We start from the raw sequence: 14,686 nt of genomic DNA, 5'->3' as shown, positions 1-14,686 counted from the left end.
AGGACCGTCCGTCGCGGGCACTCCATCTGACAGGTACCTTCTTAACGACTGTCCCGAAAGGACTACCGCCGTTATGGCCAAGATCATTGCATTTGATGAAGAGGCACGCCGCGGCCTCGAGCGGGGCCTGAACACCCTCGCAGACGCCGTCAAGGTCACCCTCGGCCCGCGTGGACGCAACGTCGTCCTCGAAAAGAAGTGGGGCGCCCCCACGATCACCAACGATGGCGTTTCCATCGCCAAGGAGATCGAGCTGGACGATCCTTACGAGAAGATCGGTGCAGAGCTGGTCAAGGAAGTTGCCAAGAAGACGGATGACGTCGCTGGCGACGGTACCACCACTGCAACCGTTCTTGCCCAGGCACTGGTGAAGGAAGGCCTGCGCAACGTTGCCGCCGGCGCCGACCCGCTGTCCCTCAAGCGCGGTATCGAGAAGGCTGTTGAAGCAGTCATCAGCGAACTCCTGACTTCCGCCAAGGAAATCGAAACCAAGGAAGAGATCGCAGCTACGGCTTCCATCTCCGCCGGCGACCCGGAAATCGGCAGCCTGATCGCCGAAGCCCTGGACAAGGTGGGCAAGGAAGGCGTCATCACGGTTGAAGAGTCCAACACCTTCGGTCTGGAACTCGAGCTCACCGAAGGCATGCGCTTCGACAAGGGCTACATCTCCGCTTACTTCGTCACCGACGCAGAGCGCCAGGAAACGGTCCTCGAAGACCCGTACATCCTGATCGTCAACTCCAAGATCTCCAACGTGAAGGAACTCGTCACGGTTCTGGAGAAGGTCATGCAGTCCAACAAGCCGCTGCTGATCATCGCCGAAGACATCGAGGGCGAGGCTCTGGCCACCCTGATCGTCAACAAGATCCGTGGCACCTTCAAGTCCGTTGCCGTCAAGGCTCCGGGCTTCGGTGACCGTCGCAAGGCCCAGCTGGCCGACATCGCCATCCTCACCGGTGGCCAGGTCATCTCCGAAGAAGTTGGCCTCAAGCTCGAAAACGCTGGCCTTGACCTCCTCGGCACCGCCCGCAAGGTGGTTGTCACCAAGGACGAGACCACCATTGTTGAAGGTGCCGGCGACGCCGACGCCATCGCAGGCCGCGTGGCCCAGATCCGCGCCGAGATCGAGAACTCCGACTCGGACTACGACCGCGAGAAGCTGCAGGAGCGCCTGGCCAAGCTGGCCGGCGGCGTTGCAGTCATCAAGGCCGGTGCAGCCACCGAAGTTGAGCTCAAGGAACGCAAGCACCGCATTGAGGACGCCGTCCGCAACGCAAAGGCTGCTGTTGAAGAAGGCATCGTTGCCGGTGGTGGCGTTGCCCTCATCCAGGCTGGCGCCAAGGCATTCGCCAACCTCACCCTGCAGGGTGACGAGGCAACCGGTGCCAACATCGTCAAGGTGGCCATCGATGCTCCCCTGAAGCAGATCGCTTTCAACGCCGGCCTCGAGCCTGGCGTAGTAGTGGACAAGGTTCGCGGCCTGCCTTCCGGCCACGGCCTGAACGCTGCCACGGGCGTCTACGAAGACCTTCTGGCTGCCGGCGTGAACGACCCCGTAAAGGTCACCCGCTCGGCTCTCCAGAACGCTGCTTCCATCGCTGGTCTCTTCCTGACCACCGAAGCCGTAGTCGCTGACAAGCCTGAGAAGAACGCTCCGGCTCCCGGCGGCGACGACATGGGCGGCATGGGCGGCTTCTAAGCCCCCAAGCTGTAGCAATACAGCGCCAAGCTCACGCTTGAAACATACGACGGCGGTCCTCACCTTCGGGTGGGGGCCGCCGTTTTGCTGTATTCCCCCAAGTGGGTCGCAGTTCAGGCCGTTCTGAGCGCCCAAACGACCTGTACTGCGACCTGGTTGGGTGCGGGCACGGTTTTAGTGTCTGTGGGGTCTGGCAGGATTAACGTATGACGATTATTGCTGCCGCCGACGGGTCCGCCCTCGGCAATCCTGGGCCGGCCGGTTGGGCCTGGTACGTTGATGACTCCTGTTGGCGCGCGGGAGGGTGGCCGCACGGCACCAACAACCAGGGAGAACTGATGGCTGTCCTGGATCTCTTCCGCTCCACTGCCCACGTGCCGCAGGAAGAACTGCTGATCCTTTGCGACAGCCAATACGTCATCAACTGCATAACCAAGTGGATGCCGGGCTGGAAGCGCAAGGGGTGGCGGAAGGCCGACGGGAAGCCGGTGCTGAATGTTGACCTCCTCAAAGACATCGACCAAGCGATCGCCGGACGGAAGTACACGTTCGAATGGGTCAAGGGCCATGCGGGCCATGACCTCAATGAGGCCGCGGACGAGCGCGCCCGTGCTGTGGCAACGGCCTACCAGCAGGGCGTAGCTCCCAGGAGCGGCCCTGGCTTCCCCGGGACGCCCGGGAAGGCACCTGCCGCCGCGGAAGAGTCCTTGATCGCTGCGCCGGTCCTGCCACTGGCCGCTGAGGCCGTGCCCGCGGGTGCAACGGCAGGCACCCGCACTGCTGTGGATGCGGTCCCGGCAGTGAACACGGCGCCCGCCCGGGTTGACCGCAGCGCCCGGCCGCATTTTGAGCCCACCCTTTTTGGTGAATCCGGCATCTTCGGCCAGGCCGATCTCTTCAGCGAACTCGGCGACGACGCCTCAGCCCCGGAGCTTTCGGCGGAGGACACGGTCCTTGCCCTTGAACGGGAACTGCTGAGGCCGGACGTCCGGGCCGATATTGGGAGGATCGGGGTACTGCTGCACCCGGACTTCGCCGAGATTGGCAGCTCGGGACGGTACTGGACGCGCGATGCCATGATGATGGCCCTGGAAGAAGACCCGGGGGAGGCCACGGAGTTGGAACTCCTGGGCGCCGACCGTCTCAGCGAAAACACCATTCTGCTGACCTACCGCAGTTTCGCCCATACGGGTTCAGCGCTTCGTAGTTCCATCTGGACTCTCGATCGGGGCCAATGGCGGCTGCGGTTCCATCAGGGCACTCCTGAAAAATAGTCCACCGAACACCCAGTAAGTAACCTGGAGGGCCGGCTGCGCAGGGGGGAAGGCAGCCGGCCCCACAGGAGTTCAATGCGCTCCTAGTACGTGAAGCGCTGGGTGTTGCCCTGCTCAACCTCCGAGTAGCTCGTAGCTGCCGAGGACAGGGCCATGGTGATGGAGGCCAAGGAGGCTTCAACCTTGCTTTGGGTGAGCGACCATTCCACCACAAGGGCCTGGAAGTTGTTCGCGGCCGAGCCCTTCCAGCTTGCCTGCAGTTCCTCCAAGCCCCGTGTCATGCTGTGCACGTCTGAACTGATGCGGTCCACAGTTCCTTTGACGTTGGCCGACTTGAGCTGAAGCAGCTCGGTATCAACGGAGATGACGGTCATGGGTGATGCCTTTCGACGAAGAATTTCCGCGGAATGCGGGGGATGCGTGGCCACTGCATTCAGCCTAGGGGCAGGGTAAAACGCCCGTAATGGTTCTTCGTTGGTATGTGGATAAGAGTCCTATGTGGACAAATCCCGTTACCTTGCAGGCACCTCTGCCGGTTCTTCGTGGAACGGGAGCCTGACCACCAAAGTGGCACCGCCGCCGTCGGTCTCCCGCACCTGGACGGAACCACTGTGGGAGCCGACGATCGCCGCAACGATCGCCAGGCCTAAGCCACTGCCACCCGTTTCCCGGGTCCGCGAGGTGTCCGCGCGGTAGAAGCGTTCGAAGATCTTGTTGGTTTCCGCTTCCGGAATACCCGGCCCGTGATCGCGGATCTCGATCACTGAATCTCTGCCGGCGGGAGTGTCCCGGACACCCACGGCGAGTTCAATCGGGCTTCCCTCGGGCGTGTAGCGCAAGGCGTTTCCCACCAGGTTCCCAATGACCTGCCGAAGTTTTGCTTCATCTCCCTGAACCGGCGCGGCTTCGGGGGAGCCGCCGTCGAGTCCTGTGAGCGTGATGGTCCGGTCCCCGGACGAGGCTTTGGTGTCCACCACGGCGTCGTGCGCCAGGAGTTGCAGGTCCACCGGCTTGAGTTGCAGTGGCCGCTGCTCATCCAACCGCGCCAGGAGCAGCAGGTCTTCCACCATGGAACCCATCCGCTTGGCTTCGCTTTCGATCCTGCCCATGGCCATGGCAACGTCCTCCTCGGTGGACAGCGCGCCGTGCCGGTAGAGCTCGGAGAATCCGCGGATGGTCACCAGGGGAGTTCGCAGCTCGTGGGAGGCATCCGCGGCGAAGCGGCGCATCCGGCCTTCCGACGCTGCACGCGCGGCAAACGAGGCTTCAATGTGGGCGAGCATGGCGTTGAGGGAACCGCCGAGCCGGCCAACTTCGGTGTGCGGATTGTCCACTTCCACTCGGCGGGAAAGATCGCCGGCGGCGATGGCGGCGGCAGTCTTTTCCACCTTGGCCAGGGGCCGGAAGGACCGTGCCACTGTCCAGGTGGCGATGAAGAAGGCCAGGACCAGCGTCAGGAGGCCGACGCCCACCACCACAAGAACGGCGTGCTCCATGACCTTGTCCACGGGTGTCAGTGGCAGCCCGATGATGACAACGCCGTTTTGACCGTTGGCAACCACGCCGACGGCGACAACCCGCCAGTTGGTTCCCGCTGTTCCCTTGACCTGGAACGGCGCATTGCCACGCTGCTTCGCTTCCAACGGGGTGATGTTGGAAATCGCGGGACGATCACTCTGGCTGCCGCCGAAGGGATAAGGGGCAAGGTCAGGGACGTAGAGAGTCAGGGAATAGTCCGTAGGAACAGCGGTGTCCGCCGGCGCGGCACTATTGGGTTCGGTCAGCCTGTCGAACGACTGCCGGTCCTGGGCGAGGGCGACGGCGGCCTTGAGTTTGTCATCGACCTGGCCCTGCAGGTAGCTCTTGACGAGCGTCAGCGTCCCCGCCCCGGTGGCCGCAAGGGCGAGCAGGAGCAGGCACATGATGATGGCTACCAACTGCGACCGCAGGGAAGCCGACTTCCAGCGTTGCAACAAGGGTCAGCGCTTCTCTGCCGTCCGCAGCACGTAGCCCACGCCGCGCTTGGTCTGGATGAGGGCTGCGGCATCGGGATCGATGTCCACCTTGCGCCGAAGGTAGGAAATGTAGGACTCCACGATCGAAGCGTCACCGTTGAAGTCGTACTCCCACACGTGGTCAAGGATCTGGGCCTTGGACAACACGCGGTTGGGGTTGAGCATAAGGTAGCGCAGGAGCTTGAACTCGGTGGGCGACAACTCGATCACCGTGCCGCCCCGGCGGACCTCATGCGCGTCGTCGTCGAGTTCGAGATCGTCAACGCGGATGACAGCGTCATCATCTTCGAGCGGTTGTGTCCGCCGGAGAACGGCGCGGATGCGCGCCACTACTTCGTCCAGGCTGAACGGTTTGGTGACGTAGTCGTCGCCGCCTACGGTCAGGCCCGTGACCTTGTCTTCGGTGTCGTCCTTTGCGGTCAGGAACAGCACGGGGAAATGCTTGCCGGCCGCGCGGAGGCGCCGGGTGACGGTGAAACCGTCCATGTCCGGAAGCATGACGTCCAGGACGGCCAGGTCCGGGGCATGAAGGTCGGCTGCAGCGAGGGCTTCGCGACCGTTGGCGGCGGCCACCACCTCGAAACCAGCGAAACGCAGCGACGTGGACAGAAGCTCACGAATGTTGGGTTCGTCGTCAACCACAAGGAGCTTGGCTTCAGGACCGTTCTTTTTCATGACACCCATAGTGCTCCCAGAAACTGGGAGTTATCTGGATGCTGTATGTGAGCGCACTGCGTGCCGCTGGTGCGTGGCACGCCCTCAGGACCCAAGAACCAACCCGGCCCCCAGCGCCACCATGGTCACGGCAATGCCTCCGTCCAAAAACCGCCAGGACAAGGGGCGGGCAAAGAATCCGCGAAGGTAACGGGCACCGAAGCCCAAGGAACAGAACCACAGGATGCTGCCCGCCATGGCCCCGGCCCCGAACCACCACTGCAACGGATTTCCCTGCGCGTTGGCCAGTGAGCCAATGAGCGCGATATCGAGGTAGACGTGCGGGTTGAGCCAGGTAAGTGCCAACACAGTGGTGACCGCTGCGGCCGGCCCGCCCTTGCCGCGGCTACTGCCCTGGGTTTCTCCGGCAATCAGAGACGCGGGACGCATCGCGCGCCTGGCCGCCATGAGGCCGTAGGTCACCAGGAACGTGGCCCCCACGTAGCGGAGGACGACGACGGCGGCAGGGGCCGCCGCGATCAGGGCACCGGTGCCAAGTACACCCGCAGCGATCAGGACGGCGTCCGAGAGCGCACAGACAACGACGATGGGGACTATGTGTTCGCCACGGATGCCCTGGCGCAGGACGAACGCGTTCTGGGCACCGATGGCGACAATGAGGGCCAAGCCCGTGGCCAGGCCGAAGCCTGCGGAGTGGAGGAAATCGAGGGAAGTCACCCTTCGAAATTACGGTTCAGCGGAGCCTTAGGCCAGCTAAAGATTTTCACCCTGCGTAAGCTGTGCTTATGCCTCAATTCCCCTCCGAGCAACTGCTGACTTTCGCCACGGTCCTTTCCGAGGGCACCCTCGAAGCAGCCGCGCGCCTGCTGCACATCACGCCGTCGGCCGTTTCCCAGCGGCTGAAGGCGCTGGAACAATCAACGGGCCGGGTCCTGCTGCAACGCAGCAACCCGGTGCTCGCAACTGAAGCCGGGGAAGTGGTCCTGCGCCTTGCCCGTCAAGTGGCGCAGCTGGAAGCCGATGCGGGCAAGGAATTGGGGTTGGACGGCGACCAGCCCCAACTTGCCGTGCCGATCGTCGTCAACGCTGATTCGTTGGCGGTGTGGTTCCTGAAGGCCCTGGCGCAGGCGCCCACCGGGCCCAACGTCACCTTCGACCTCCACCGCGATGACGAGCAACACTCCACCTCCCTGTTGCGGTCCGGGACAGTCATGGCAGCCGTCACGGCCACTCCTGAACCCGTCCAGGGATGCCGCGTGGAGAGCCTTGGCATCATGCGGTATCTGCCCGTGGCCGCACCGCAGTTCGTGGAGCGATGGTTTCCTGCCTTCCCTGCAGGGCTCGACGACGACACGCTTAACACGGCTCCTTCCGTGGACTTCGACCGCAAGGACACCTATCAGTGGGCCTTCGTGCAGCATTGGGCCACAGCCATGGGGAAGGCCCTGCCCGAGAGGAAAGGTCCGCGTCATTATGTCCCGGCATCGCAGGACTTCGGCGACGCCATCAGGCTGGGACTTGGGTGGGGCCTCATCCCGGAAGTCCAGTGTGGTCCGGACATTGCTGAGGGCAGGCTGATCGAGCTTGCCCCCGGCCACCCCTTTGACGTTCCGCTCTATTGGCAGCGCTGGCGCACGGAGTCCTCGGTGCTGGACACGCTCAGCCAGGCTGTCCGCGAGGTGTCCGCGCAATACCTGCGAAAGCCGTGAAGGCCCAAAATTCGAACACGCCCACCGATGCTTCCAAAAATGTCAGTGCACGGTTCCACACTTAAAACATGGCAAAAACAGCAGCTCCAGTCACCATCCACCAGCACCACACAAGCGACGTCGAGTTCCATGTCACGTACCTGGATACGGATACCGGCCGGGTGCGGCGCGAAGACTTCCATGACCTCGCGTCGGCCGAGAGGTTTGCCAGTGCCCAGCTTCATGACGACGATTCGTGGGCAGTGGTTGACCAAGTGAGCACTTCGCCCGCCGGCCGCATGGTTGCCTGACTCCTGGCTATTCCGGTCGGTTTCCGAAGTGGCCGCCATGGACGAACGGCGATGACACACCTTCGTATTTGAGCATCATCATCATCCCTTCGGCGGCATGGTCCAGGTTGTGGCAGTGGTCCATCCAAATGCCGGGATTGTCAGCGTGCAGCAGGAGTTCCCAGACTTCGCCGGGAAGCACCTCCACGGTGTCCAGGACCAGCGGTGATCCACTGGGCGCGATGCCGTTTCTGCTAAGGACCTGAACATGGTGGCCGTGAGGATGCATCGGGTGCGGTTCGGCCGTCCGGTTCACCACCGTTACTTTGACGGTGTCGCCCTCGGCCACCTCAATAGACGGAACCAGCGGGTACGCCGCCCCATTCACTGTGAAGGCATAGCGCGGGACGCCGTCCACAAAACGGAACTGCCGGTCCAGGACCAGAACTTCCTCCCGCGTGGCAGTTGCTGCCCCGTGCAGGGACGTCCACCCCGAGCCCGAAGACACCGGCTCGCTCCCGGACGCAGGCTTTCCATAATTCAGAAGGTCCAACACAGGAGTTGAGGCAAACACGCTGGAGGGTGGTCTCCTGCCAGCCTCTGCACGGGTTCCCGGCGGAGCGATGAGCACCGCGGCGTCGGAAGCCGAGTCTGAACGCAGGGTTACGGGGGAGGACGGCATCGTGAATGCGACATCCACCCGGCCGCCCGCTCCGAATCGCACCAGCTTTCCGGCGATGTCCTGCGGTTCGTTGACTTCGGTTCCGTCCACGGCAACTACCTTGAAGGAAGTGCCTTCCAGAAGGTATCGCTGAGGCAGGGAATCGGTATTGACCAGCCGCATGCGCACAGTGCTGCCCGCGGTGGCCTCGTACTCACTGCTGCGGTCTGAGGAGCCCAGCAACCCCAGACCGCTGAGGTCGTGCCCCGCCACCACCAAGTCCGTGCCGGCACGGATGGTGGAGGGAGGGTGCACGACGAATGCGCCATAGAGCCCCTTGCGGACTCCCTCGGCTGAATCCTGATGGGTGTGATACCAGTATGTACCGGCTTGCGCGGCAGTGAAACGGTAGGTCATGGATTGACCCGGCATGACAGCGTCCTGCGTCGCTCCCGCCACCCCGTCCATGGCGTTGGGAACGTCGTAACCGTGCCAGTGCAACGTAACCCCGGCAGCGATGTCACGGTTGGTGAGAACCACTTCCATCACTTCGCCCAGCGTGGCTTCGATAGTGGGCCCGGGAACGCTCCCGAAAGTCCAGGCCTCCGTGGTCTGTCCGGAAGGCAGGGTCAGGTTCTCCACCCGGGCGGTGAGTTCGTAGTGCCGGACCACAGCGCCCGCGGGCGTGGTGCCCACGAGCCGGGTCACCGGCGTCGAGTCCGTCATCGGAGCGGGGAAAGCACCACGGTGATGTCCGACGGCGGCAGCGATCACCGCGCCGTCGGCGGAACGGCTTCCAAGCCAGGCAAAAACTCCGGATCCCAACGCGGTACAGAACATGAGGACGGCCACGGCCGCTGCCGCCGTCGAGCGTCTGCCGACTGTGCGGGCAGCATCCGGGTGAGCCGGCCTGTTCAGGGCGTTTCGGGCGATCAGCGCCGTCCCTGCCACCATGAACAGCAGTACCGCGAGGCTCCACGGCGCGGGGAACGGGCCAAGGACCAGGACCAATGCCAGCGAGGCCACGGCTGCTGCGGCCGCGGCCACCATGGCCGTCACGGCCCCCGCCCGGGTCCGTCCTGCTCCGGTCCGTCCTGCCCGGGTCCGTCCTGCTGTTGGGCGGAGCTCCCTGGCAGGGTTGGAGCCGGTGTTCCGCCTCCTCAGCAAGAACGGAACACCGGCCATCGCGGCCCAAGCCGCGGGGATGGCGGTCAGAGGCAGGTTGATGAGGATGCGTTCGCTGGCAAACCACCAACTGCCGGCCACCAAAGCTGGAAGCAAGGCATAGCGTGCCACCGTCACCACGACGGCGGCACCAACCAACAGCAAGGTCACGTCAACTCCGCGGCGCGGCCCCGTCTTGCCGTCAGTGCTTGAGACAACAGTCATCCATGCGGCAGCAGTCCATGCTGCTGCCGCGAGGACGGACAACACCAAATCCACCGCCAGCAGCTGCGAGGTATTCACAGCTGCCTTTGCTCAGGCTGCGCTGGGCGAGGCGGCGGCATCCGAAGCCGCAGCCTTGGGCGGCAACGGTTGCGGGTTCAGGGCAGCTGCCCGGGCACGGGAGAAGAGCCAGTAGGACATGAAGATCATCAGCAGCCCGGTGAGGGGGTGGATGGAAACAACCCACGATCCCGCCGGCGTGATGAAGTCTTCGGATGAACCAGTCAGCATGCCCCCGATGATGAAGATGAACAACTGCACCCACGAAAGCAGGAAGATCCCGGCGGCCAACCAGATCGTCCGGGCGCCCATCCTTGCAATGGCGGCGACGATGGCGGCGAGAAGCGCCGAGTAACGCAGCACGTACTGGCCGTTCATCACGTGGAAAACGCCCGCTTCGTGCTGGGCTTCGATGGTGTTTTGGAAGTGGAAATATCCTGCGAAGAACAATTGTGCGAGTGCTGATAACAGGACGATTGCGGAAATGACCAGGAGGGCTTTACGCATTGGGGAATCCTCTATGGAAAATTCTCGGATTCTTCTAGGCCTGCGAACCGCCGGCGCCCTGGCTGCGGGCTACCCCCACTGCCGGCGGCTGGCCGCCAACTGCCTGGACCAGGGGCAGCCAATAATGGCGGAGAGCTTCATTACGAATCGTAAATTCGTTGGACGTGAATAGCAAGGGCACTGGGGTGCACCGCCCGCAGGCTTACTGCTCTTGTCCCACATCCTTGCCAACGTCTTTGGCGTCCATGATCCGGTAGGCATATCCCTGCTCGGCCAGGAACCGTTGGCGCTTGGCAGCGAAATCCTGGTCAAGGGTGTCCCTGGCCACCAGGGAGTAGAACCGGGCAGTCCGGCCGTCCTGCTTGGGTCGCAGGAGGCGTCCAAGACGCTGGGCTTCCTCCTGGCGGGATCCGAAGGAGCCCGAGACCTGGATGGCGACGGATGCCTCCGGCAGGTCGATCGAGAAATTCGCCACCTTGGAGACCACCAGGGTGTGGATCTCGCCCCGCCGGAAGGCATCAAAGAGCTTCTGCCGGGCCTTCACGCTGGTTTCACCCTTGATCAGCGGCGCGTCCAAGCGCTCGGCAATTTCATCCAACTGGTCAATGTACTGTCCGATCACCAGCAACTGCTCGCCCTTGTGGACGGCAACCAGGTCCTCGACGAGCTTGGTCTTTGTTTCCGAGGTAGCGCAGAGCCGGTACTTGTCCGCGTCATCGGCCATGGCGTAGGCCACGCGTTCGTCCCGGGGGAGGTCCACGCGGACTTCAACACAGTCCGCGGGCGCAATGTAACCCTGTGCCTCAATGTCCTTCCACGGGGCGTCGTACCGTTTGGGGCCGATCAGGCTGAAGACCTCGCCTTCCCTGCCGTCCTCACGGACCAGGGTGGCTGTCAGCCCAAGACGACGCCGGGCCTGCAGATCCGCTGTCATGCGGAAGATCGGTGCGGGCAACAGGTGGACTTCGTCATAGATGATCAGTCCCCAGTCATGTCCGTCCACGAGTTCCAAGTGCGGATAGAGGCCGCCGCGCTTGGTGGTGAGCACCTGGTAGGTGGCGATGGTGACAGGCCGGACTTCTTTGACGGCGCCGGAGTACTCACCGATCTCGTCTTCGGTGAGGGACGTCCTTTTGAGGAGTTCGTCCTTCCACTGCCGCGCGGAAACTGTGTTGGTCACCAGGATGAGGGTGGTGGTGGAGGATGTGGCCATTGCTGCCGCGCCCACCAGGGTCTTTCCGGCACCGCAGGGAAGGACGACGACGCCGCTGCCGCCGGCCCAGAAGTTCTCCGTGGCCAGCTTCTGGTACGGCCGCAGCTCCCAGCCGCTTTCGTCCAGCATGATCAGGTGTGGCTGGCCGTTCACATAGCCCGCAAGGTCCTCGGCGGGCCACCCCAGTTTCAGGAGCAACTGCTTCAATTGGCCCCGCTGCGATGAATGCACCACCACGGTTTCGCCATCGATCCGCGGCCCCAGCAGGGGAGCGATCTTCTTGGCCCGGATGACTTCCTCGAGCACGGGGTAGTCGTCCGTCCGCATCACCAAACCGTGCTGGGGGTCCTTTTCCAGCCGAAGGCGGCCATAGCGGGACATGGTTTCTTCGATGTCGATGAGCAGCGCATGCGGTACGGGAAAGCGCGAGTACTTCAGCAGGGTATCGAGCACCTGCTCTGCGTCCAGCCCCGCGGCACGCGCATTCCACAGGCCCAACGGCGTGAGCCGGTAGCTGTGCATGTGTTCAGGTGCACGTTCGAGTTCGGCAAACGCCGCAATGGCGTGCCGGGCTTCGGTAGCGAGTTCGTGGTCGACTTCCAGCAATATGGTTTTGTCACTTTGTACGATCAGCGGACCGTCGGTCACAGTTGGATCCTCACTTGGGCATTATCGCGTGGCGGCACGGACGGTGCTGTTGTCATGAACGCAGTTCTCCCGCGGGTTCCACATCGATGATCCGGTGGATGGACAACACCCGCTCGGTGTCCTTGGCGGGATCGAAAACCCGCACGCGCCCACCGGAGACGGATACAGGAACAACCGTTTCGGTGTTGGCATTCCCCAGGCTGTCCACCACGTTCATCGTGACCGCCTGCTTGAGCCGGATAGCGGTCTGGATCGTCTCAAGACCCAGTTGCGTGGAAGCTTCACCCGTCGACTCGGCCGGGACGGCGCGATGCTGCCGAAGCACCGACAGCTGGGCTTCGACGTCGTCGTCCGGCGGAGCCATCCGGGGCGCCGTGTAGACGGGCCGCGCGCTTCCCGGCACCGCCGTGGTCCGCTTGAAACGCACGACGGCGGGCTCGGCCTCCTGGACGGCGGGTGAAAGTCCCAGCTCGCGCAGGACGCGGGCGGTTTCCCGGGGGCTGGCCGAAGAAGTGAGCACGGTGGGGGCGATGCGGACAAGGCTCAACACCGAAGTCCGCGCCTCCTGAAGAAGCTCGGCAATGGCAGTTTCGTCGTCGCTTTGGATGAAGCTGGCACTGGTTCCGACCCGCAGGCGGCCGTGGCGGGAAGCTGTGTCCTGGATGAGGTAAGCCAATGGTTGGGGCACGTCAGTGGCAGAGTGCTCACGGAGGAACGCCAGCAGCGATTCGGCATCCTGTCCGGCGTCGAGGGCCCTGCGGATGGTAGTGGCAGAGAACCGGTAGATGGACGCCGGACCCTGCCCCTCGGCGTCGGCCATCAACAGCAGCGTCTCGCTGAGCTCCGGTGCCAGGTAGCCGGGCGCAACCGCCGTGAGGTCAGCCTGCAGGAGGATGTGGTTCACCGCTGCCGGAAGATGCTCCCCGAGGATGGTCATGGCCTGTTCTGGTTGGGAATCAGCAATGGCTGCGCCCAGCTGGGTCAGGGCACCGGACCCCATCAAACCAAGGAGCGCAGCCTCTTCAAGAATGCCGCGCACCAGGGAACTGAACCTCCGCGACATCCGCGGCTGCGCCCACTCGGCACGTTGAAGGACGGCCCTGGCGTCCAGCACGGGTGCCTTGCCGTCCGGGGCCGCTGCCTCAACCGTCAGTTCGTGCAGGATTTCAAGGACCCTCCGCCGGACCACGGGGGCGTCGGGCCGCTGGGCCTCGGCGGACAGGGCATTGATGGTGGTGCCCGCTGCGCCGTGGTGGGAGGCCGATGCCGAGGGACCGGTCAGCGGCTGCCCGACCAGCGAAGGTGCGCGCTCGCTGGCCAACCATGCGTTCACCAACCACAGCCATTGTTCCTGCCGGGGCAAGGTGAGCCATTCCAGGGAGGGCGGCTGGATCCAGGTTGAACTGTCCACATCCAGGCGCAGCAGGCCGGACAAGGCACACAGCTCCAGGAGGATCGCGGTCTCGTGCACTCCCAAGCGGATCGACTCGGCAAGGCGCCGCAGTTCCCGCACGCCCACTCCGCCGCTTCGGAGGGTGGCGAGGGGCTGCTCGCGAACAGCGAAGAGCAGCTCGTTGGCCAACCGCAGAGTTTCGGCAATGGCACCCAAGGCTGCGTTGCGGCGCAGGGCCGCACTGGTGTGGCCGAGCTCGGGAGCGGGCGGGGAAAGTGTGAAATCGTCGATGATGGCGCCACCGCGGAGCGCAAGGCCCACGCTGTGCGGCAGCTCCACGTGGCCGGCATCCAGGGGCACCAACAGGCCGCGCGCCAACAGCCAGTCGATGGGCCCGACGTCGTGGCTTTCGTGGGTGACGGATGCCCGCCGCTGCGCCTGGGGTACTGCGCCCATGGCCCAGCTGCCGAACTTGTCCAACAGGCCGACGGTCCGTTCCGGCGCTGTGGAAAGGATTGCCCGCAGGTTTTCAGGTGAGGACGTCCAACGTTGCAGTGCCAGTGCCGCATCCATGGGCGTACTGGCGGGGTGGATCCCCAGGCCGCTCTGATGCAGTTCAGCCACCAATTGCACCACCCGCTGGGCAAACGCCGGTTGCAGCCGCACCAGCTCCGTGTAGCTCCTGCCAAGGCCGGCCGGGTAGATGCCGATCACGTCCTTGAGGCTCCCGACCGGAAGATAGTAACGCTGGCGGGACGAGGTGGCTGGTGAACCTTGTGGCGGATCGGCCCGGTGGACCAGGGCAAGTTCCTGCAACTTCGCCAGGATGGGCTCCAACGCAGAGAGTGTTGAACCGGCAATGACTTTCTTCAGCCCTGCGGCGGAAACGCTGTGGCCCGTGTCGGCGTTGGTGCACAGGTGCACGGTTTCCAGGACCTGCATTTCCGGCTTGTTCAGGCGTTCGAGCGCCCGCTGGACACTGACGCGGGCGCTGGCCCTCGCTGCCAAGGCCGCAAAGTCCGGGGCCATGGGGGAAATGAGGTCCGGTCGCGCGGCAAACAAGGCCCGCAGCGAATTGTCGCTGCGCGCTTCCAGTTCCTTGCTGAGCGCGCGAATAAGGGACATCAATCCAACGTTACCGCTCCCGGGCTGCTCGTGCCTGATCCGGGTACGGGGG

General features: G+C 63.9%; 12 protein-coding genes. 4 read left to right on the top strand and 8 right to left on the bottom strand.

The annotated features are described in order from the left end of the window. Nucleotides 1–73: 73 nt before the first annotated feature. Both groL and AB0N72_RS07025 read left to right on the top strand, forming a co-directional pair. Nucleotides 74–1,699: a chaperonin GroEL gene (gene groL / locus AB0N72_RS07030; protein ID WP_262277555.1), complete on the top strand. Its 1,626-nt coding sequence runs from the start codon at nucleotides 74–76 to the stop codon at nucleotides 1,697–1,699. A 206-nt stretch (nucleotides 1,700–1,905) separates the two neighbouring features. Next, nucleotides 1,906–2,973, top strand: coding sequence for an RNase H family protein (locus AB0N72_RS07025; RefSeq protein WP_363930245.1), 1,068 nt, complete (start codon nucleotides 1,906–1,908; stop codon nucleotides 2,971–2,973). An 83-nt stretch (nucleotides 2,974–3,056) separates the two neighbouring features. Here the strand turns inward: AB0N72_RS07025 and AB0N72_RS07020 are convergent, their stop codons facing one another. From AB0N72_RS07020 to AB0N72_RS07005, 4 genes are all read right to left on the bottom strand, one after another. Next, a complete protein-coding gene (locus AB0N72_RS07020; protein ID WP_363930244.1) occupies nucleotides 3,057–3,347 on the bottom strand; it encodes a WXG100 family type VII secretion target in 291 nt (96 codons plus the stop codon). A gap of 138 nt (nucleotides 3,348–3,485) precedes the next feature. Continuing rightward, the gene (locus AB0N72_RS07015; protein WP_363930243.1) at nucleotides 3,486–4,949 is read right to left on the bottom strand and encodes a HAMP domain-containing sensor histidine kinase; all 1,464 of its coding nucleotides are present in this window, start codon (nucleotides 4,947–4,949) and stop codon (nucleotides 3,486–3,488) included. 3 nt (nucleotides 4,950–4,952) lie between these two features. Continuing rightward, nucleotides 4,953–5,663, bottom strand: coding sequence for a response regulator transcription factor (locus AB0N72_RS07010; protein WP_026267426.1), 711 nt, complete (start codon nucleotides 5,661–5,663; stop codon nucleotides 4,953–4,955). Nucleotides 5,664–5,747: 84 nt separating this feature from the next. Then, a complete protein-coding gene (locus AB0N72_RS07005; protein WP_363930242.1) occupies nucleotides 5,748–6,380 on the bottom strand; it encodes a LysE/ArgO family amino acid transporter in 633 nt (210 codons plus the stop codon). 68 nt (nucleotides 6,381–6,448) lie between these two features. Here AB0N72_RS07005 and AB0N72_RS07000 point away from each other — a divergent pair, with 68 nt between their 5' ends. Next, the gene (locus AB0N72_RS07000; protein ID WP_363930241.1) at nucleotides 6,449–7,372 is read left to right on the top strand and encodes a LysR family transcriptional regulator ArgP; all 924 of its coding nucleotides are present in this window, start codon (nucleotides 6,449–6,451) and stop codon (nucleotides 7,370–7,372) included. 68 nt (nucleotides 7,373–7,440) lie between these two features. Next, on the top strand, nucleotides 7,441–7,662 hold the full coding sequence (locus tag AB0N72_RS06995) for a hypothetical protein (protein ID WP_363930240.1): 222 nt from the start codon (nucleotides 7,441–7,443) through the stop codon (nucleotides 7,660–7,662). Between the two features lie 7 nt (nucleotides 7,663–7,669). Here the strand turns inward: AB0N72_RS06995 and AB0N72_RS06990 are convergent, their stop codons facing one another. From AB0N72_RS06990 to AB0N72_RS06975, 4 genes are all read right to left on the bottom strand, one after another. Next, the gene (locus AB0N72_RS06990) at nucleotides 7,670–9,769 is read right to left on the bottom strand and encodes a multicopper oxidase family protein (RefSeq protein WP_363930239.1); all 2,100 of its coding nucleotides are present in this window, start codon (nucleotides 9,767–9,769) and stop codon (nucleotides 7,670–7,672) included. A 12-nt stretch (nucleotides 9,770–9,781) separates the two neighbouring features. After that, entirely contained in the window at nucleotides 9,782–10,255 is a 474-nt protein-coding gene (locus tag AB0N72_RS06985) for a hypothetical protein (protein WP_363930238.1), read from the bottom strand. 202 nt (nucleotides 10,256–10,457) lie between these two features. After that, nucleotides 10,458–12,116 carry a DNA repair helicase XPB gene (locus tag AB0N72_RS06980; protein ID WP_363930237.1) on the bottom strand — a complete coding sequence of 553 codons (1,659 nt, stop codon included), beginning with the start codon at nucleotides 12,114–12,116 and terminating at the stop codon, nucleotides 10,458–10,460. Between the two features lie 52 nt (nucleotides 12,117–12,168). Further along, nucleotides 12,169–14,634 carry a helicase-associated domain-containing protein gene (locus tag AB0N72_RS06975; RefSeq protein WP_363930236.1) on the bottom strand — a complete coding sequence of 822 codons (2,466 nt, stop codon included), beginning with the start codon at nucleotides 14,632–14,634 and terminating at the stop codon, nucleotides 12,169–12,171. Nucleotides 14,635–14,686: the final 52 nt, after the last annotated feature.

The organism is Paenarthrobacter sp. NPDC089307 (assembly GCF_040685055.1).
GTDB lineage: Bacteria > Actinomycetota > Actinomycetes > Actinomycetales > Micrococcaceae > Arthrobacter.
The sequence above is the reverse complement of the archived record's forward strand: the minus strand, read 5'-3'. Positions and strand labels throughout refer to the sequence as shown.